General features: G+C 53.0%; 19 protein-coding genes and 1 other annotated feature. Of the genes, 9 read left to right on the forward strand and 10 right to left on the reverse strand.

Annotated features, from left to right (window positions below; all coding sequences use genetic code 11):
• The first annotated feature begins 45 nt into the window (after window positions 1-45).
• The 4 genes from INF68_RS14595 to ugd all read left to right on the forward strand — a co-directional run bounded on the left by INF68_RS14595 (window position 46) and on the right by ugd (window position 4556).
• Complete coding sequence (locus INF68_RS14595; protein WP_193525334.1) at window positions 46-1257, forward strand: glycosyltransferase family 4 protein; 1212 nt, start codon at window positions 46-48, stop codon at window positions 1255-1257.
• Window positions 1244-1645, forward strand: coding sequence for a WbuC family cupin fold metalloprotein (locus tag INF68_RS14600; RefSeq protein ID WP_109845264.1), 402 nt, complete (start codon window positions 1244-1246; stop codon window positions 1643-1645). Before INF68_RS14595 ends, INF68_RS14600 begins: the two co-directional genes overlap by 14 nt.
• Before the next feature lie 111 nt (window positions 1646-1756).
• Window positions 1757-3163: an NADP-dependent phosphogluconate dehydrogenase gene (gene gndA / locus INF68_RS14605; protein ID WP_024908082.1), complete on the forward strand. Its 1407-nt coding sequence runs from the start codon at window positions 1757-1759 to the stop codon at window positions 3161-3163.
• Between the two features lie 226 nt (window positions 3164-3389).
• Window positions 3390-4556 carry a UDP-glucose 6-dehydrogenase gene (gene ugd, locus INF68_RS14610; protein WP_059347010.1) on the forward strand — a complete coding sequence of 389 codons (1167 nt, stop codon included), beginning with the start codon at window positions 3390-3392 and terminating at the stop codon, window positions 4554-4556.
• 53 nt (window positions 4557-4609) lie between these two features.
• On the opposite strand, the gene INF68_RS14615 is transcribed toward ugd, so the two are convergent.
• Window positions 4610-5614 (reverse strand): NAD-dependent epimerase, encoded by a 1005-nt coding sequence (locus INF68_RS14615; protein ID WP_063441247.1) that lies wholly within the window; start codon window positions 5612-5614, stop codon window positions 4610-4612.
• 192 nt (window positions 5615-5806) lie between these two features.
• On the opposite strand from INF68_RS14615, the gene wzzB reads away from it, so the two are divergent.
• The gene (gene wzzB, locus INF68_RS14620) at window positions 5807-6787 is read left to right on the forward strand and encodes an LPS O-antigen chain length determinant protein WzzB (protein WP_109845263.1); all 981 of its coding nucleotides are present in this window, start codon (window positions 5807-5809) and stop codon (window positions 6785-6787) included.
• Window positions 6788-6825: 38 nt separating this feature from the next.
• On the opposite strand, the gene hisIE is transcribed toward wzzB, so the two are convergent.
• The 9 genes from hisIE to hisL all read right to left on the reverse strand — a co-directional run bounded on the left by hisIE (window position 6826) and on the right by hisL (window position 14042).
• A complete protein-coding gene (gene hisIE, locus INF68_RS14625; RefSeq protein ID WP_109845262.1) occupies window positions 6826-7437 on the reverse strand; it encodes a bifunctional phosphoribosyl-AMP cyclohydrolase/phosphoribosyl-ATP diphosphatase HisIE in 612 nt (203 codons plus the stop codon).
• On the reverse strand, window positions 7431-8207 hold the full coding sequence (gene hisF / locus INF68_RS14630; RefSeq protein ID WP_126787441.1) for an imidazole glycerol phosphate synthase subunit HisF: 777 nt from the start codon (window positions 8205-8207) through the stop codon (window positions 7431-7433). Before hisF ends, hisIE begins: the two co-directional genes overlap by 7 nt.
• Window positions 8189-8926: a 1-(5-phosphoribosyl)-5-[(5-phosphoribosylamino)methylideneamino]imidazole-4-carboxamide isomerase gene (hisA, locus tag INF68_RS14635; protein WP_109845260.1), complete on the reverse strand. Its 738-nt coding sequence runs from the start codon at window positions 8924-8926 to the stop codon at window positions 8189-8191. The genes hisF and hisA overlap by 19 nt, the downstream gene beginning before the upstream one ends.
• Entirely contained in the window at window positions 8926-9516 is a 591-nt protein-coding gene (hisH, locus tag INF68_RS14640) for an imidazole glycerol phosphate synthase subunit HisH (RefSeq protein WP_063441239.1), read from the reverse strand. Before hisH ends, hisA begins: the two co-directional genes overlap by 1 nt.
• Window positions 9516-10583, reverse strand: coding sequence for a bifunctional histidinol-phosphatase/imidazoleglycerol-phosphate dehydratase HisB (gene hisB / locus INF68_RS14645; RefSeq protein WP_109845259.1), 1068 nt, complete (start codon window positions 10581-10583; stop codon window positions 9516-9518). Before hisB ends, hisH begins: the two co-directional genes overlap by 1 nt.
• Window positions 10580-11641, reverse strand: coding sequence for a histidinol-phosphate transaminase (gene hisC / locus INF68_RS14650; RefSeq protein WP_032658765.1), 1062 nt, complete (start codon window positions 11639-11641; stop codon window positions 10580-10582). Before hisC ends, hisB begins: the two co-directional genes overlap by 4 nt.
• Entirely contained in the window at window positions 11638-12942 is a 1305-nt protein-coding gene (gene hisD, locus INF68_RS14655; RefSeq protein ID WP_126787440.1) for a histidinol dehydrogenase, read from the reverse strand. Before hisD ends, hisC begins: the two co-directional genes overlap by 4 nt.
• Before the next feature lie 5 nt (window positions 12943-12947).
• Window positions 12948-13847, reverse strand: coding sequence for an ATP phosphoribosyltransferase (gene hisG, locus INF68_RS14660; RefSeq protein WP_028018500.1), 900 nt, complete (start codon window positions 13845-13847; stop codon window positions 12948-12950).
• 45 nt (window positions 13848-13892) lie between these two features.
• Window positions 13893-14016: a sequence feature (His leader region), on the reverse strand.
• Window positions 13992-14042, reverse strand: coding sequence for a his operon leader peptide (gene hisL / locus INF68_RS14665; RefSeq protein WP_001364200.1), 51 nt, complete (start codon window positions 14040-14042; stop codon window positions 13992-13994). It overlaps the preceding feature by 25 nt.
• Window positions 14043-14217: 175 nt before the next feature.
• Between hisL and INF68_RS14670 the strand changes: the two genes are divergently transcribed.
• The 4 genes from INF68_RS14670 (at window position 14218) to plaP (ending at window position 17643) form a co-directional block, all read left to right on the forward strand.
• Window positions 14218-15042, forward strand: a complete 825-nt coding sequence (locus tag INF68_RS14670) for an SDR family oxidoreductase (RefSeq protein WP_126787439.1) — start codon at window positions 14218-14220, stop codon at window positions 15040-15042.
• A gap of 41 nt (window positions 15043-15083) precedes the next feature.
• Window positions 15084-16013: a LysR substrate-binding domain-containing protein gene (locus INF68_RS14675; RefSeq protein ID WP_112778168.1), complete on the forward strand. Its 930-nt coding sequence runs from the start codon at window positions 15084-15086 to the stop codon at window positions 16011-16013.
• A gap of 219 nt (window positions 16014-16232) precedes the next feature.
• Window positions 16233-16295, forward strand: coding sequence for a membrane protein YoeI (gene yoeI / locus INF68_RS14680; protein ID WP_099458931.1), 63 nt, complete (start codon window positions 16233-16235; stop codon window positions 16293-16295).
• Window positions 16285-17643: a putrescine/proton symporter PlaP gene (gene plaP, locus INF68_RS14685; protein ID WP_126787438.1), complete on the forward strand. Its 1359-nt coding sequence runs from the start codon at window positions 16285-16287 to the stop codon at window positions 17641-17643. The genes yoeI and plaP overlap by 11 nt, the downstream gene beginning before the upstream one ends.
• The last annotated feature ends 218 nt before the right edge of the window (window positions 17644-17861 follow it).

The raw sequence follows: 17861 nt of genomic DNA on the forward strand, positions 1-17861 counted from the left end.
CTCTTATACAGATTACGTCAAAAGAGTCGTCTGGAAAGAATATTAATGAAACTAGCTTTAATCATAGATGATTATCTACCCAATAGTACGCGTGTTGGTGCAAAAATGTTTCATGAGTTGGCCCAGGAGTTTATGCAACGTGGACATGATGTAACAGTTATTACACCTGACACCACCTTGCAAAAAGAGGCCTCATTTGACATCTTTCAGGGAGTAAAAACATGGCGCTTTAAAAGTGGACCACTTAAGGATGTTTCGAAAACTCAGCGTGCTATCAATGAAACACTTTTGTCCTTTAGAGGTTGGAGTGCGATCAAAAGTCAGATACACAAAGACACTTTTGATGGTGTAGTTTATTATTCGCCTTCCATTTTTTGGGGAGGCTTAGTGAAAAGAATAAAATCTCGCTGTAAATGTCCTGCCTATCTTATTTTGAGGGATATGTTTCCTCAGTGGGTCATTGATGCTGGCATGCTCAAAGAAGGCTCTTTAATTGAACGTTATTTTCGCTTCTTCGAAAAATACTCCTATCAGCAGGCAAACCGAATTGGGTTAATGTCTGATAAAAACCTTGACGTTTTTAGAGTTTCAAATAAAAGTTATCCATGTGAGGTATTACGAAATTGGGCATCACTCACGCCTGCTGTAATTCCTCAGGGATATGTTTCCGTACGAAAACGGCTTGGTATTGAGAATAAGGTTATTTTTTTCTATGGCGGAAATATTGGTCACGCGCAGGATATGGCCAATCTAATGCGTTTGGTTCGGCGTATGGCTGACCATACCCAGGCGCATTTCTTGTTCGTTGGTCAAGGTGATGAAGTTGAACTAATTAACGAATTAGCTAGCGAGTGGTCTTTAACAAACTTCACATATATGCCTTCTGTAGATCAGGAAGAGTTTAAAAATATTCTTTCGGAAGTTGATGTTGGCCTGTTTTCGCTTTCAGCTTGTCATTCCTCGCATAATTTCCCTGGCAAGTTATTGGGCTATATGGTACAGGCCTTGCCTATATTAGGAAGCGTTAATGCTGGTAATGATTTACTCGAAATTGTAAATCAAAATCATGCCGGTTTCATTCACATCAATGGTGAGGATGACAAACTTTATCAGTCAGCATTACTAATGCTTAATGATATCAATATGCGTCATGAGCTTGGACAAGGAGCTAATCAATTATTGAAGGCGCAGTTTTCTGTCGAATCTGCGGCACAGACGATTGAAATGAGGCTGGAGGCATATAATGCGACTAATTGATAATGACCAACTCGAAGATTTATATAAACAAGCTGAGGAATCAGCGCGCCTGCGTTCTCACCTTTTGATGCACGATTCGCATCAGGATAAAGTACAGCGGTTGTTAATTGCTTTAGTTAAAGGCAGCTTTGTAGAACCCCACTATCATGAACTTTCTCATCAATGGGAAATGTTTGTTGTCATGCAAGGCGAAATACAGGTCTGTTTACACAGCGATAGTGGCGAAGTTATCAAAGAATTTACGGCTGGTGATAGTAGCGGCGTAAAAATCGTGGAATTCTCTCCTGGTGACATACATAGTGTAAAATGTTTGTCTTCCCGAGCGCTCATGATGGAAGTGAAAGAGGGGCCATTTGATCCTTCTTTTGCAAAAGCATTTGTTCGATAGCTTCCTGAAAAGCATCTTCCGCTATCTCCAGACCTTGATCCTGAGTTAACATCTAAGCCACATTTCAAGCCGCGCATAAGTCGCGGTGACCACACCTGACAGGAGTATGTAATGTCCAAGCAACAGATCGGCGTTGTCGGTATGGCAGTGATGGGGCGCAACCTGGCGCTCAACATCGAAAGCCGTGGTTATACCGTCTCCGTTTTCAACCGCTCCCGTGATAAGACCGAAGAAGTGATTGCTGAGAATCCAGGCAAGAAACTGGTTCCTTTCTATACGGTGAAAGAGTTCGTTGAGTCTCTGGAAACGCCTCGTCGTATCCTGTTAATGGTGAAAGCGGGCGCTGGTACCGATGCAGCTATCGATTCCCTGAAGCCTTACCTCGAAAAAGGTGACATCATTATTGATGGCGGTAACACCTTCTTCCAGGACACCATTCGTCGTAACCGTGAGCTGTCTGCTGAAGGCTTCAACTTCATCGGTACCGGGGTTTCCGGTGGTGAAGAGGGCGCCCTCAAAGGCCCATCTATCATGCCTGGTGGCCAGAAAGATGCGTACGAACTGGTTGCGCCTATCCTGACCAAAATCGCAGCCGTGGCTGAAGATGGTGAGCCTTGCGTAACCTATATCGGTGCAGACGGTGCAGGCCACTATGTGAAAATGGTGCACAACGGCATCGAATACGGCGACATGCAGCTGATTGCTGAAGCTTACTCCCTGCTGAAAGGTGGTCTGAACCTCTCTAATGAAGAGCTGGCTGAAACCTTTACCGAGTGGAACAAAGGCGAACTGAACAGCTACCTGATCGACATCACCAAAGATATCTTCACGAAAAAAGATGAAGAGGGTAAATACCTGGTTGATGTGATTCTGGATGAAGCAGCGAATAAAGGTACCGGTAAATGGACCAGCCAGAGCTCTCTGGATCTGGGCGAACCGCTGTCTCTGATCACCGAATCCGTCTTCGCGCGTTACATCTCTTCCCTGAAAGAGCAGCGCGTCGCGGCGTCTAAAGTGCTGTCTGGCCCACAGGCTAAACCAGCGGGTGATAAAGCCGAATTCGTTGAAAAAGTGCGTCGTGCCCTGTATCTGGGTAAAATCGTTTCTTACGCGCAGGGCTTCTCTCAGCTTCGTGCGGCGTCAGACGAGAACAACTGGGATCTGAACTACGGTGAAATCGCGAAGATCTTCCGTGCAGGTTGCATCATTCGTGCGCAGTTCCTGCAGAAAATCACCGATGCCTATGCTGAAAACGCCGGTATCGCCAACCTGCTGCTGGCACCGTACTTCAAGAAAATTGCGGACGAATACCAGCAGGCGCTGCGTGACGTGGTTGCCTACGCTGTTCAGAACGGTATCCCGGTTCCGACCTTCTCGGCTGCAGTCGCCTACTACGACAGCTACCGTGCGGCCGTTCTGCCTGCTAACCTGATTCAGGCACAGCGTGACTACTTTGGTGCGCATACTTACAAACGCACCGATAAAGAAGGCGTGTTCCATACCGAATGGATGGAATAAGTTAACTTACTCGCTGTAATCAAAACCCGGAGCCTGTCTCCGGGTTTTTTTATGCAAAAAATGTCGCCTGTTATTCGAAGTAGTCTGAATCTCGTCCCGCTCGTAGTGATTACTCCTGGTTTGCCTTGACAGTTCAGTTTGCCAGGAGGTACAAAGCCCAACAGTTATGTTTATCGCGATGGTCAGGCGGCCATCAGTACAGTTAACTCACAGAAGTCATTAGCGAATGAAAATAACAATCTCCGGAACAGGGTATGTCGGTCTTTCTAACGGCATTCTGATTGCCCAGAATCATGAAGTGGTTGCGCTGGATATCGTGCAGGCCAAAGTGGATATGCTCAATCAGAAAAAATCGCCGATTGTGGATAAAGAAATCCAGGACTACCTCAGCAATAAACCGCTGAATTTCCGCGCCACGACAGATAAAGAAGATGCATACCGCGATGCGGATTACGTCATTATTGCGACGCCTACTGACTACGATCCTAAAACCAACTACTTCAACACCTCAACTGTAGAAGCGGTGATCAAAGACGTTATCGCGATCAACCCTGATGCGGTGATGGTCATTAAATCGACCATTCCTGTCGGTTTTACCAAATCCATTAAAGAAAAATTCGGTATTGATAATATCTTCTTCTCGCCAGAATTCCTGCGTGAGGGAAGAGCGCTTTACGATAACCTGCATCCTTCGCGTATCGTTATTGGCGAACGTTCTGAGCGCGCTGAACGCTTTGCTGCTCTGCTTCAGGAAGGCGCAGTGAAGAAAGATATTCAGGTGTTGTTTACCGACTCCACTGAGGCTGAGGCGATTAAGCTCTTCGCGAATACCTACCTGGCAATGCGAGTAGCTTATTTTAATGAGCTCGACAGCTACGCAGAAAGTCTTGGCCTGAATACCCGCCAGATTATTGAAGGGGTGTGTCTCGACCCTCGCATTGGCAACCACTACAACAACCCGTCATTTGGCTACGGCGGCTATTGCCTGCCAAAAGACACTAAGCAACTGCTGGCAAACTATCAGGCTGTACCGAATAACCTCATTTCGGCGATTGTTGACGCTAACCGTACTCGTAAAGATTTCATCTCCGACTCCATCCTTGCGCGTCAACCGAAAGTTGTTGGTGTGTACCGTCTGATCATGAAGAGTGGCTCCGATAACTTCCGCGCCTCTTCCATTCAGGGGATCATGAAGCGCATTAAGGCGAAAGGGGTTGAGGTTGTTATCTATGAGCCTGCCATGCCGGACGATCAGTTCTTCAATTCCCGGGTGATCCGCGATCTGGATGCCTTTAAGAAAGAAGCCGACGTCATCATTTCAAACCGCATGGCGGAAGAGCTGGCTGATGTAGCGGATAAGGTTTATACCCGCGATCTGTTTGGTAGCGACTGATTCTCTGCTTTATCCTGTAAAAAAACCCGGCTGAATTGCCGGGTTTTTTATTTTCAGACCTTGTAGAAATCGCGATACCAGTCAACGAAGTTCTTTACTCCATCTTTGACTGAGGTTTGCGGTTTAAAACCAATCACGTCATACAGTGCTTTAGTGTCTGCGCTGGTTTCCAGTACGTCGCCTGGCTGGAGAGGGAGCATGTTTTTCTCGGCTTTTTTACCCAGCGCGTCTTCCAGGGCGGTGATGTAATCCATCAGTTCCACTGGCGAACTGTTACCGATGTTATAAACCCGGTAAGGCGCAGAGCTGGTTGCCGGGGAGCCGGTCTCAACGGTCCAGTTTGCATCTGCCTGAGGAATAACATTCTGCAGACGAATAATTGCTTCAGCGATGTCATCAATATACGTGAAGTCGCGCTTCATCTTACCGTAGTTATAGACATCGATGCTTTTGCCCTCAATCATCGCCTTTGTAAACTTAAACAGGGCCATGTCCGGGCGTCCCCACGGACCGTACACGGTAAAGAAGCGCAGGCCGGTGGTCGGCAGATTGTAGAGATGCGAATAGGTATGCGACATCAGTTCATTGGCTTTTTTGGTCGCGGCATAGAGTGAGACCGGGTGATCCACGGAATCGTCAGTGGAGAATGGCATCTTGCGGTTGAGGCCATATACGGAGCTGGATGAGGCATACAGAAGATGCTGCACGTTATTATGGCGGCAGCCTTCCAGCACGTTGAGATGGCCGATAAGGTTGGCATCCGCATAGGCGTGCGGATTTTCCAGGGAGTAGCGTACGCCTGCCTGTGCGGCCAGGTGAATGACGCGATCAAATTTCTCACTGGCGAAAAGCGTGGCCATACCTTCGCGGTCAGCTAATTCCAGCTTGTGGAAGGTGAAACTCTCAGATTTTAACAGTTCCAGGCGTGCCAGCTTCAGGTTGACATCGTAGTATTCATTGAGGTTATCGATACCAACAACCTGATGACCGGCCTCAAGGAGGCGTTTGCTGACATTCGCACCGATAAAACCTGCAGCGCCCGTGACCAAAAATTTCATAGCTTCCCTCATAAACCTTTTTCTTACAGATGCCATAGCGCATCAAATGGTGTCTATGATAGCGCGAAGGGTCGAAGTTACATAACCCATCTTTCCGATTTAACTCATCGGATTCTTATAGAAAAATCGCCAGTAACAGATAAACTAAGCAGACATCATTCTGTTTGCCCTTTTTCATCTGTTAGGGATTGTATGACACAAAACAACAATAGCCAGGTCAGTCGAAGCAATGACCCTGAGCAAATTGATTTACTTGATTTAATGCTGCAGCTGTGGCGTGGGAAGTGGATGATAGCAACCTTTGTTGTTGTTTTTATCGTCCTGGCAATTGGATATTTATCGGTCGCAAAGGAGAAATGGACCTCCAGTGCGATTATTGCACAGCCTGATGCTGCCCAGATAGCGGCCTATTCAAATGCATTGAACATTCTCTACGGCAGTGCTGCACCCTCAATGCTCGACATTCAAACGCGCGCGATTGGCCGTTTTAATTCTTCGTTCTCGGCATTATCTCAGGCACTTGAGAATCAGGAGGATCCTGAAAAACTGACCATCGCTCCGACCTCGACTGCACAGCCGCTACCGCTAAGTGTTTCATACACCAGTACCTCTGCAGAAGCGGCTCAGAAGCAACTGGCGCAGTACATTCAGCAGGTTGATGAGCAAACTGCGAAAGAACTGGCCGTTGACCTTAAAGACAACATCAAACAGCAGATCAAGACCCTGAATGATTCTCTGCAAAACCAGGAGAAGGTCGCTCAGGAGCAAAAAGATCTGCGTATCAAACAGATTGCAGAGGCACTAAAGAACGCCGAAGCAGCGAAAATTACCTCTCCGCAGCTACAGCAGACACAGGATGTAACTCAAGAGACGTTATTCCTGCTGGGAAGCGAGGGGCTGAAGTCGATGATTGACAATGAAGCTTCTCGTCCCCTGGTCTTCCCAACGGCTTATTACCAGACCAAGCGAAACCTGCTGGATATCCAAAACCTGAACGTAAACCCGGACACCATCCATGTTTATCGTTACGTCATGAAGCCTGATCTGCCAGTCCGTCGCGACAGCCCGAAAAAAGCTGTTATTTTGGTCCTTGCCGTGTTGCTTGGCGCGATGGTCGGTTCTGGCGTCCTGCTTAGCCGCAACGCCTTACGCAACTACAAACCAAAAGCCTGATTTGCAGATAAAAAAACCGGGGATTATCCCCGGTTTTTTTATTTATGACGTTTGCGAAGATTTTCAATCACCGCCGTCAAATCCAGCTCCTGATCCTGCAGCAGAACCAGCAGGTGATACATCAAATCAGACGCTTCATTCGTCAGCTCCTCGCGGTCATGCACGGTCGCGGCCAGCGCCGTCTCAACGCCTTCTTCTCCTACCTTCTGTGCGATACGCTTGGTTCCGCTGGCGTACAGCTTCGCGGTGTAGGAACTTTCAGGATCCGCCGTTTTACGCTCTGCCAGCAGCTGTTCCAGTTGATACAGGAACAACCACCGATGGCTCGTCTCGCCGAAGCAGCTGCTGGTGCCTTTATGGCAGGTAGGGCCTATTGGGTTTGCCAGCACCAGCAGAGTGTCGTTGTCGCAGTCAGGCGCCATGCTGACCACGTTCAGGAAATGACCCGAGGTCTCGCCTTTGGTCCACAGGCGCTGTTTCGTACGCGAGTAGAAGGTCACTTTGCCGCTGTCGATCGTTTTCGCCAGCGCGTCCTGGTTCATATATCCTAGCATCAGCACTTCGCCTGAGATGGCATGCTGGACAACCACCGGCAGTAATCCGTCAGTTTTTTCCCAGTCCAGCTGCGCCTGTTGTTGCTCTGTTAACATACCCTGATCTCCACGCCCTGGTCGGCCAGGTACGTTTTCAACTCACCAATATTAATAATCTGTTTGTGGAACACGGACGCGGCCAGCGCGCCGTCCACGTTCGCATCGCGGAAGGCTTCGAGGAAGTGTTCCATGGTGCCCGCGCCGCCGGAGGCAATCAGCGGAACGTGGCAGACCGCACGGACTTTTTTCAGCTGCTCGAGGTCATACCCGTTACGCACGCCGTCCTGGTTCATCATGTTGAGGACAATCTCGCCCGCGCCACGCTTCTGCACTTCCTGCACCCAGTCGAGCGTTTCCCACTGCGTCACGCGCGTGCGGCTTTCATCCCCGGTGTACTGGTTTACGTGGAACTTGCCCGTTGCGGCGTCATACCAGGTGTCGATCCCAACCACAATGCACTGCACGCCAAAACGATCTGCGAGGCGGGTAATGAGCTCCGGGTCGGCCAGGGCAGGGGAGTTGATAGAAATCTTGTCGGCGCCAAACGAGAGAATTTTGGCGGCGTCGTCAGCGGACTTAATCCCGCCCGCCACGCAGAATGGAATGTCGATCACTTCCGCCACGCGTGCCACCCAGCTTTTATCGACCACGCGGCCATCGCTGGAGGCGGTGATGTCGTAAAAGACCAGCTCGTCGGCGCCTTCATCGGCATAGCGTTTTGCCAGCGGGACGATGTCGCCAATGATCTCGTGGTTGCGGAACTGCACGCCTTTCACGACCTGACCATCGCGTACGTCCAGGCAAGGGATTATCCGTTTTGCCAGCATTGAATCGCCTCCGTCACTGTAAATTTACCTTCCAGCAGGGCCCGGCCCACAATCACGCCCTGCACACCGGTACCGCGCAGCGCGGCCACGTCCTCTATATCACCGATACCGCCAGACGACTGGAACGCTACCTGCGGATAACGCGCGCAGACCTCTTCATACAGCGAGACGTTTGAGCCCGCCAGCGTTCCGTCCCGGGAGATGTCCGTGCACAACACGTGCTTCAGACCAACGGGAAGATAGATATCGACCAGCTCTTCCAGCGTCACGCCGGAATTTTCCTGCCAACCGCTAACGGCCACCTGCTTATTACCCTGTTCATCAATACGCACGTCCAGCGCCAGGACCAGGGCATCGGCGCCAAAGCGGCGGAACCAGCCTTTCACGGTCTCAGGAGCTTTCACGGCGGTTGAACCCACCACCACGCGGGCCACGCCAGCGTCCAGCAGCGCCGCGACGTCATCTTCCGTACGCACGCCGCCACCGACCTGGACGGGAACATCAACACCCGCAACAAGTTGTTTAAGCAGCGGGATCTGGCGTTTCGCCGGGTCTTTCGCGCCCGTTAAATCCACCAGGTGCAGTACCTGCGCACCCTGGGCGGCATAATCCTGCAGACGCGGCAGCGGGTCGTTTCCGTAGTCGCGCTGCTGGCCGTAATCGCCCTGATGCAGACGGACAACCGTACCGTCAATTAAATCTAATGCGGGAATAATCATCACATCTCCAGGAAGTTTTTCAGCAGCTGCGCGCCCGCGGCGCCAGAGCGCTCCGGGTGAAACTGCACGCCGAAGAAATTGTCTTTCTGTACGGCCGCCGTGAACGCCTCACCGTAGGTGCACTGGGCGATCGTATTCACGTTCACCGGCATGGCGTAGCTGTGCACGAAGTAAAAATACGCGCCGTCTTCGATGCCGCGAAACAGCCGATCGCCCGCTTTGGCGTAAACGCGGTTCCAGCCCATATGAGGCAGAGGCAGGCCGTGGTCGGACATTTTCGGCACGTCTTCGTCAATAATGCCCAGCAGGTCAACGCCGTTGCTCTCTTCGCTGCGGCGGCCCAGGATCTGCATGCCCAGGCATATGCCCAGCACCGGTTGGGTACAGGCTTTGATCAGGTCGACCAGCTCGCGTTCGCGAATCTGATCCATCGCCGCCTGCGCGGTGCCCACGCCCGGTAAAAAGAGTTTGTCGGCGCGCAGCACCACGTCCGGGTCTCGGCTTACCACCGGCTCATAGCCGTGGCGCGCTATCGCCGATTTGACGGAGTTCAGGTTGGCGCATCCGGTATCCAGAATGACCACGTTCATTACAGCACTCCTTTCGATGAAGGCAGGGCGTCACCTTCCACGCGAATTGCCTGACGAAGGGTACGGCCAAAGGCTTTGAAGAGGCTCTCCACGCGGTGGTGGTCGTTCTTGCCCTTGGTCTTCAGGTGCAGCGTCAGGCCCATGGTGTAGGACAGTGAGCGGAAGAAGTGCTCCACCATTTCTGTGCTCAGATCGCCCACGCGCTGGTAGGTAAAATCGGCTTTATACTCCAGGTGCGGACGACCGGAGATGTCCATCGCGCAGCGCGCCAGACACTCGTCCATCGGCAGGACAAAGCCGAAACGGTTAATGCCGCGCTTGTCGCCGAGCGCCAGCTTCAGGGCTTCACCCAGCGCCAGGCCGGTATCTTCCACGGTGTGATGATCGTCTATGTAGAGATCGCCTTTTACCGTAATTTCCATGCGGAAACCGCCGTGGGTGGCAATCTGGTCCAGCATGTGATCGAAGAAGCCGACGCCGGTGTGGATCTTGCTGCCGCCTTCACGGTCCAGCCAGACCTTCACGTCAATCTGCGTCTCTTTGGTGTTGCGCTCAACGTGGGAATAGCGGTCGCGTTTTGTCAGCTGTTCGCCAATCTTCGCCCAGTTAAGGTTGTTACGGTCGTAGCGCAGCCCCGCGATGCCCATGTTTTCCGCCAGCGTAATATCGGTGATGCGATCGCCGATGACATAGCTGTTGGTTTTATCCACCGCATCTTCAGCCAGGTAGCGCTCTACCAGCTTCACCTTTGGCTTACGGCAGTCGCACTCGTCGGCCGGCATGTGCGGGCAAATCAGCACTTCATCAAATACCACGCCCTGAGAGGTCAGCACCTGCATCATTAGATTGTGCGGGCCGTCAAAGTCCGCCTGTGGGAAGCTGTCGGTACCCAGACCGTCCTGGTTGGTGATCATCACGAGCTTAAAGCCTGCTTTTTGCAGCTTGAGCAGCACCGGGATCACGTCCGGTTCAAAAGCCAGCTTGTCGAATCGATCGACCTGAAAATCGGCTGGTGGCTCCGAAATAAGGGTGCCGTCACGATCGATGAAAAGGATCTTCTGGGTCATACTTTCTCCGCTTTCAGGGCGTCAATCACGCGCTGGCTCTCTGCACGGGTGCCTACGGTAATGCGCAGGCAACCGCTCAGAGAAGGTTGTTTATTCTGGTCTCGTAAGATAATGCCCTGATCCCATAAAGATTTAAATACGGCACTCGATGCGGTGAAGCGCACCAGGATGTAGTTAGTTTCCGAGTCGAATACCTGCTCCACGCAAGGGATATCCTTCAGGGCGGTCACCAGATACTGACGTTCCTCCAGGATTTGCGCCACGCGCTCGCGCATCGCGTTGATCCCCTGCGGTGTCAGCGCCTGTGCCGCAATATCGGCAACCGGCGTTGAGAGCGGGTACGGGGCGATCACTTTCAGCAGCAGGTCGATGACCTCTTTATTCGCCAGGGTGAATCCGCAGCGCAGACCCGCAAGGGCAAAGGCTTTTGACAGCGTACGCAGCACGACCAGGTGCGGATACTCTTCCAGCCAGCCTGCCAGCGTCGCCTGCGGGCAGAACTCGATGTAGGCTTCGTCTGCCACCACCAGCGCTTTACCGCGCGTCATCTCCAGCAGGGTGCGAATATCCTGCGGGTTGATAATCTGTCCGGTCGGGTTGTTCGGGCTACAGACAAAGACAACTTTTACCCCATCGAGATTGTCGGCAATGCCCTGCAGATCCAGCTGCCAGTTCTCCAGCGCCTGCACGTTGCGGCACGCCACGCCGAAGGTTTCCGCGCTGACGCTGTACATGCCGTAGGTAGGCTGGCAGTACATCACCGCGTCTTTGCCCGGCTCGCAGAAGGCGCGGATCAGCAGTTCAATGCCCTCATCCGCGCCGCGGCTGACCAGCACCTGCTCCGGCTTCACTCCCGCATACTGCGCGTAGTTTTCAATCACGGCCTTTGGCTGACATTCCGGATAGCGGTTCAGCGTTTGCTGCGACAGCTCAAACTGCACCGCCGTCGGGAATTCGTTGGCGTTCAGCCAGACATCCCCTTTACCGCCCAGACGACGCGCGGACTGATAAGGCGTCAGGCGACGGACATTTTCGCGGGCTAACTCTTCAATGTTCATGCTTGCTCCTTCAGGGCTGCAACGCGCAGCGTAACGGCATTTTTGTGGGCGGTCAGCCGCTCGGCGGCGGCCAGGGTTTCAATAGTAGACGCCAGTGACGCAAAACCTTCGCGGGAGAGCTCCTGCACGGTCATGCGTTTCTGGAAATCCGCCAGGCCCAGGCTCGAACAGGTAGAGGTGTAGCCATACGTGGGCAGCACGTGGTTGGTGCCGGAGGCGTAATCGCCCGCGGACTCCGGTGACCAGTCACCGAGGAACACCGAGCCCGCGCTGGTAATGCTGTCAACCAGATCGCGCGCGCTGCGGGTCTGAATGATCAGGTGCTCCGGGCCGTACTGGTTGGAGATAGCAATACACTGGTCCAGATCGCGCGCCACAATCAGGCGGCTGGCCGCTAGCGCCTGACGTGCCGTGTCGGCGCGGGGCAGGTCGGCAAGCTGGCGCTCCACGGCTTCGCCCACGCGTTTCGCCATATCGGCATCCGGCGTCAGCAGGATGACCTGCGAGTCCGGGCCGTGTTCCGCCTGAGAAAGCAGGTCGGAGGCGACGAAGTCCGGCGTTGCGCCGCTGTCGGCAATCACCAGCACCTCAGACGGGCCGGCAGGCATATCGATGGCCGCGCCGTCCAGACGCTGGCTGACCTGGCGCTTGGCTTCGGTTACATACGCATTGCCCGGACCAAAAATTTTGTCGACCTTAGGAATGGAGTCTGTGCCGAACGCCAGGGCCGAAATCGCCTGCGCGCCGCCCACTTTATATACCGCCTGCACGCCGCACAGCTTCGCCGCATAAAGGATCTCGTCGGCAATCGGTGGCGGTGAGCACAGCACCACTTTCTGACACCCGGCAATCCGCGCGGGTGTCGCCAGCATCAGTACGGTGGAGAAAAGCGGGGCAGAGCCGCCGGGAATATAGAGGCCAACGGACGCAACCGGGCGCGTGACCTGCTGGCAACGCACGCCGGGCAGAGTTTCGACATCCACGGTCTGTAGCTGTTGCGCGGTGTGAAAGGTATCAATGTTTTTCACCGCGACGGCCATCGCCTGCTTGATGTCGTCACCCAGACGATTGCTGGCATCAATGATTTCCTGCTCGGTAACCTTTAATGCACCGACTTCCGTCTTGTCAAACTTCGCGCTGTATTCACGCAGCGCGTCATCACCACGGGCTTTGACGTTATCCAGGATCTCCGCCACGGTGCGTGAGATGCTCTCAGAGGCGGAAATCGCCGGGCGCATCAGCAGCTCGCGCTGCTGTGCGTCGCTACAGGTATTCCAGTCGATGATTGTGTTAAAGCTCATGGCCATTACTCCATCATCTTCTCAATAGGCAGCACCAGGATGGAGCTTGCGCCCAGCGCCTTCAGTTTTTCCATGGTTTCCCAGAACAGGGTTTCGCTGCTCACCATGTGCATCGCCACGCGCTGCTGATCGCCCGCCAGCGGCAGGATGGTTGGGCGCTCGGCGCCCGGCAGCAGGGCAATCACTTCATCCAGACGCTCGGTTGGGGCGTGCATCATGATGTATTTGGACTCACGCGCCTGAATCACGCCCTGAATGCGGGTCAGCAGCTTGTCGATCAGCTGCTGTTTGGCGTCGGCCATGTCGCCGTCGCGCTGAATCAGGCACGCTTTAGAGCGGTAGATCACTTCCACTTCGCGCAGACCATTCGCTTCCAGCGTCGCGCCGGTAGAGACGAGGTCACAGATGGCGTCCGCCAGACCCGCACGCGGCGCCACTTCAACGGAGCCGTTCAGCAGGCAGGATTTAAACTGCACGCCTTTCTGGTCGAGATAACGCTTTAACAGGTGAGGGTAAGAGGTGGCGATACGTTTGCCGTTCAGCGCGGCCGGGCCGTCCCACGCTTCGTCAACCGGCGTAGCCAGGGACAGGCGGCAGCCGCCGAAGTCCAGACGACGCAGGGTGAAGTAACGCGGATCTTCGCCCTGCGCGCGGCGGGTCAGTAGCTCTTCTTCCAGTACGTTTTCACCGATGATGCCGAGGTCAACGACGCCATCCATAACCAGGCCGGGAATATCGTCATCACGCACGCGCAGAATGTCGATGGGCATGTTTTCAGCCAGAGCAATCAGGCGCTGGGTGTGCAGGTTAATTTTAATCCCGCAGCGGGCCAGCAGTTCGCGTGAATCGTCGCTCAAACGGCCTGATTTTTGAATAGCTATGCGTAAGCGTGAGTTATCTAACATTCTTTATTCCTCGTTAACCTGTTTTAACCTGTCTGAATTCGGTCCAAAAAAAAGCCCCCGGAAGAAGATCTTCCGGGGGCTTTTTCATGCGTTCATGCACCACTGGAAGATCCAAACGTCTTCCAGCACACATCGCCTGAAAGACTAGTCAGGATGATGGTGATGATGGTGGTGTTTAAATTGAACGCGTGTCATATAAATTCTCGATGAATGCTTATTCATTTGATGTCTTTTAACCTAAACCAGTTGTACGACATATTGCAAGGGCTTTTTTTGATCATTAATTCATTTCATATTGATGCTATGAATTGTGTGTTCTGCCGGGCTGGCGTAGCCTTATAAAAGACGAGTAAGAGTCAGGAGAATTCGCATGAAAAAGGTCGCGATTGTCGGTTTAGGATGGCTGGGAATGCCGCTGGCGATGTCATTAGCCGCGAAAGGCTGGCAGGTGACCGGGAGCAAAACCACGGCGGATGGGGTAGAGGCAGCTCGCATGTGCGGTATTGACGGCGTTGAGCTGCGCCTTGAACCGGAGCTGGTGTGTGATGCTGATGATCTGGACACGCTGATGAACGTCGATGCGCTGGTGATCACGCTCCCCGCGCGGCGCAGTGGCCCGGGCGAGTCGTTTTATCTGCAGGCGATGCAGGAGATCGTCGACAGCGCGCTGGCGCACCATGTTCCGCGCATCATTTTTACCAGCTCGACGTCGGTGTATGGCGAAGTTGAGGGCGTGGTGAAAGAGAGTTCCGAGCGCCGTCCCGTGACGGCGAGCGGTCAGGTTCTGAAAGAGCTGGAAGACTGGCTGCATAATCTTCCCGGCACGCAGGTCGATATTGTCCGTCTGGCGGGGTTGGTGGGCCCTGGCCGCCATCCGGGACGCTTTTTTGCCGGGAAATCTGCGCCAGATGGCCAGCATGTTGTCAATCTTGTGCACCTTGACGATGTTGTTGGCGCAATTGAGCTACTCTTACAGGCTCCGAAAGGTGGACACATCTATAATATATGTGCACCTTCTCATCCGGCGCGCAGCACGTTTTACCCGCTGATGGCACGTCAGCTGGGCCTGGCGGCGCCGGTTTTCGGTGAGGCAAAGGATAACAGTAAAGGCAAAATTGTTGATGGCAATCGAATTTGTCATGAGCTGGGGTTTGAGTATCAGTATCCCGATCCGCTGGTGATGCCCATGGAATAAGACCCGCAGCGGAGACGATCGCACACCAGAAGGGGGCGAGCATGAAACCGCTGCTGGATGTTCTTATTATTCTGGATGCTCTGGAAAAAGAGGGGAGCTTTGCCGCTGCGTCAGCAAAGCTCTACAAAACCCCATCTGCGCTGAGCTATACCGTTCAAAAACTGGAAAGCGATCTCAATATCCAGATCCTCGATCGCTCCGGACACCGCGCACGTTTCACCCGTACCGGACAGATGCTGCTGGAAAAAGGCCGTGAAGTCCTCCATACCGTTCGTGAGCTCGAAAAACAGGCCGTAAAACTCCATCAGGGATGGGAAAATGAGCTGGTTATTGGCGTGGATGATACCTTTCCGTTTTCTCTCCTGACGCCGCTGATTGAAGCCTTCTATCAACACCACAGCGTGACCCGGCTTATCTTTATCAACGGCGTGCTGGGTGGCTCCTGGGATGCCTTGACGCAGGGCAGGGCGGACATTTTCGTCGGTGCACTCCATGAGCCTCCCCAGCTGAGCGATTTTGGTTTTGCCCGGCTGGGCGTGCTGGAGCAGGTATTTGCTGTGGCACCCCATCACCCGCTGGCTCAGGAACCCGAGCCGCTTAACCGTCGCGTAATTAAAGGCTACCGCGCCATAGTTGTTGGGGACAGCTCTCGTCCGGAATGCTCGGTCTCCTCGCAGCTGCTTGATGAGCAGGAGGCCATTACCGTTTTCGACTTTAAAACCAAGCTGGAACTGCAAATAAGCGGCCTGGGCTGCGGCTATTTACCGCGCTATCTGGCGCAGCGGTTTATTGACAGCGGTGCGCTTGTTGAAAAACAGGTACTTGCTCAAAGCAGTAATGAATCGGTGTGGGTAGGCTGGAATGAACAAACTGCCGGGTTGGCCAGCGCCTGGTGGCGAGACGAGATTTTAGCAAATAGTGCTATCGCCGCCGTTTACTCTCAGCCCGACGTCCAGAAATCAGCCAGTTAGTAAAAAGAAAATTGTCCCATGCTTTGCAAAGTATTGCCTTTTGTATCCGATGTGGGGCAAAATGCGGCCGCTGCAACCAAATGAATAATCGACGATATAAAAGGCGTCGGTTATTTTTTTTTGCATGTACGAAACGAAACTAAAAACCAAGAGGCCGGGCTTCGTACCGGATAGATATTTACTAAAATCCGACAGTTGTTGTCGCTGAGGAAGAAAGAAATGGGGCAATTTTTCGCTTACGTGGCGGTTATCACCGTAAAGGAGAATAACTATGTCGCATAACGCAACTCCAAACACCTCTCGCGTGGAATTACGTAAAACGCTTACGTTGATTCCGGTTGTTATGATGGGCCTTGCCTATATGCAACCGATGACGCTGTTCGATACATTCGGTATCGTATCAGGCCTCACAGACGGTCATGTGCCGACGGCTTATGGCTTCGCGCTGATTGCGATCCTCTTTACCGCGCTGAGCTACGGTAAACTGGTGCGTCGCTATCCGTCTGCTGGTTCCGCCTACACCTATGCCCAGAAATCCATCAGCCCGACAGTTGGCTTTATGGTGGGCTGGTCTTCGCTGCTCGACTATCTGTTCGCGCCGATGATCAACATTCTGCTGGCAAAAATTTATTTTGAAGCGCTGGTGCCGTCGATTCCATCCTGGATGTTCGTCGTGGCGCTGGTGGCCTTTATGACTGCCTTTAACCTGCGCAGCATTAAGTCCGTTGCCAACTTTAACTCCGTTATCGTTGTGCTTCAGGTTGTCCTGATTGCCGTTATTCTTGGCATGGTGATTTACGGTGTGTTCCACGGTGAAGGTGCCGGCACTCTGGCGAGCAGCAAGCCGTTCTGGTCTGGTGATGCCCATGTGATCCCGATGATTACCGGGGCAACCATTCTGTGCTTCTCCTTTACCGGTTTTGACGGCATCAGCAACCTGTCTGAAGAAACGAAAGATGCAGAGCGCGTGATCCCTCGTGCAATCTTCCTGACGGCGCTGATTGGTGGTCTGATCTTTATTTTCTCGACCTATTTCCTGCAGCTGTACTTCCCGGATATCTCCCGTTTCAAGGATCCGGATGCGTCTCAGCCGGAAATCATGCTCTATGTGGCGGGTAAAGCGTTCCAGGTTGGCGCGCTGATCTTCTCCACCATTACCGTACTGGCGTCCGGTATGGCCGCGCATGCAGGCGTTGCGCGTCTGATGTACGTGATGGGCCGCGATGGCGTATTCCCGAAAAGCTTCTTCGGCTACGTTCATCCAACCTGGCGTACCCCGGCGATGAACATCATCCTGGTCGGTGCCATTGCGTTGCTGGCGATTAACTTTGACCTGGTGATGGCAACGGCGTTGATTAACTTCGGTGCGCTGGTGGCGTTCACCTTTGTTAACCTGTCGGTTATCTCTCAGTTCTGGATCCGTGAAAAGCGTAATAAGACGCTGAAAGACCACTTCCAGTATCTGTTCCTGCCGTTGTGCGGTGCCCTGACCGTGGGCGCGCTGTGGGTTAACCTGGAAGAGAGCTCTATGGTGCTTGGCCTGATTTGGGCGGGTATCGGCCTGATTTACCTGGCCTGCGTCACGAAGAGCTTCCGTAACCCGGTTCCTCAGTACGAAGACGTCGCGTAATCACTTTGCCACATGCAGTAATTATCCTTAATGCCAGTCACTGACTGGCATTTTTACGTCATTGGAAACCCTAGCCAGGCTAGCGGGTCAGTAAGGCTATCAGCTTAGAGTCGGTTATTAAAACTCTTTTTGATTTGTTAACTATTTGTAGTCCGGCAACTGCAAGAGTCAAAACAGAAATCAAAAGGGGGTTTCAATGTGGGGCGAAAAGAACTTAG

This window comes from Enterobacter cloacae complex sp. P16RS2, from assembly GCF_014982155.1.
Taxonomy (GTDB): Bacteria; Pseudomonadota; Gammaproteobacteria; order Enterobacterales; family Enterobacteriaceae; genus Enterobacter; species Enterobacter cloacae_M.

Bases quoted from the DNA above. Each gene is read 5' to 3' on its own strand.
- INF68_RS14595 (WP_193525334.1), top strand. From the start codon at position 46: ATGAAACTAGCTTTAATCATAGATGATTATCTACCCAATAGTACGCGT.
- INF68_RS14600 (WP_109845264.1), top strand. From the start codon at position 1,244: ATGCGACTAATTGATAATGACCAACTCGAAGATTTATATAAACAAGCT.
- gndA (WP_024908082.1), top strand. From the start codon at position 1,757: ATGTCCAAGCAACAGATCGGCGTTGTCGGTATGGCAGTGATGGGGCGC.
- ugd (WP_059347010.1), top strand. From the start codon at position 3,390: ATGAAAATAACAATCTCCGGAACAGGGTATGTCGGTCTTTCTAACGGC.
- INF68_RS14615 (WP_063441247.1), bottom strand. From the start codon at position 5,614: ATGAAATTTTTGGTCACGGGCGCTGCAGGTTTTATCGGTGCGAATGTC.
- wzzB (WP_109845263.1), top strand. From the start codon at position 5,807: ATGACACAAAACAACAATAGCCAGGTCAGTCGAAGCAATGACCCTGAG.
- hisIE (WP_109845262.1), bottom strand. From the start codon at position 7,437: ATGTTAACAGAGCAACAACAGGCGCAGCTGGACTGGGAAAAAACTGAC.
- hisF (WP_126787441.1), bottom strand. From the start codon at position 8,207: ATGCTGGCAAAACGGATAATCCCTTGCCTGGACGTACGCGATGGTCAG.
- hisA (WP_109845260.1), bottom strand. From the start codon at position 8,926: ATGATTATTCCCGCATTAGATTTAATTGACGGTACGGTTGTCCGTCTG.
- hisH (WP_063441239.1), bottom strand. From the start codon at position 9,516: ATGAACGTGGTCATTCTGGATACCGGATGCGCCAACCTGAACTCCGTC.
- hisB (WP_109845259.1), bottom strand. From the start codon at position 10,583: ATGACCCAGAAGATCCTTTTCATCGATCGTGACGGCACCCTTATTTCG.
- hisC (WP_032658765.1), bottom strand. From the start codon at position 11,641: ATGAACATTGAAGAGTTAGCCCGCGAAAATGTCCGTCGCCTGACGCCT.
- hisD (WP_126787440.1), bottom strand. From the start codon at position 12,942: ATGAGCTTTAACACAATCATCGACTGGAATACCTGTAGCGACGCACAG.
- hisG (WP_028018500.1), bottom strand. From the start codon at position 13,847: ATGTTAGATAACTCACGCTTACGCATAGCTATTCAAAAATCAGGCCGT.
- INF68_RS14670 (WP_126787439.1), top strand. From the start codon at position 14,218: ATGAAAAAGGTCGCGATTGTCGGTTTAGGATGGCTGGGAATGCCGCTG.
- INF68_RS14675 (WP_112778168.1), top strand. From the start codon at position 15,084: ATGAAACCGCTGCTGGATGTTCTTATTATTCTGGATGCTCTGGAAAAA.
- plaP (WP_126787438.1), top strand. From the start codon at position 16,285: ATGTCGCATAACGCAACTCCAAACACCTCTCGCGTGGAATTACGTAAA.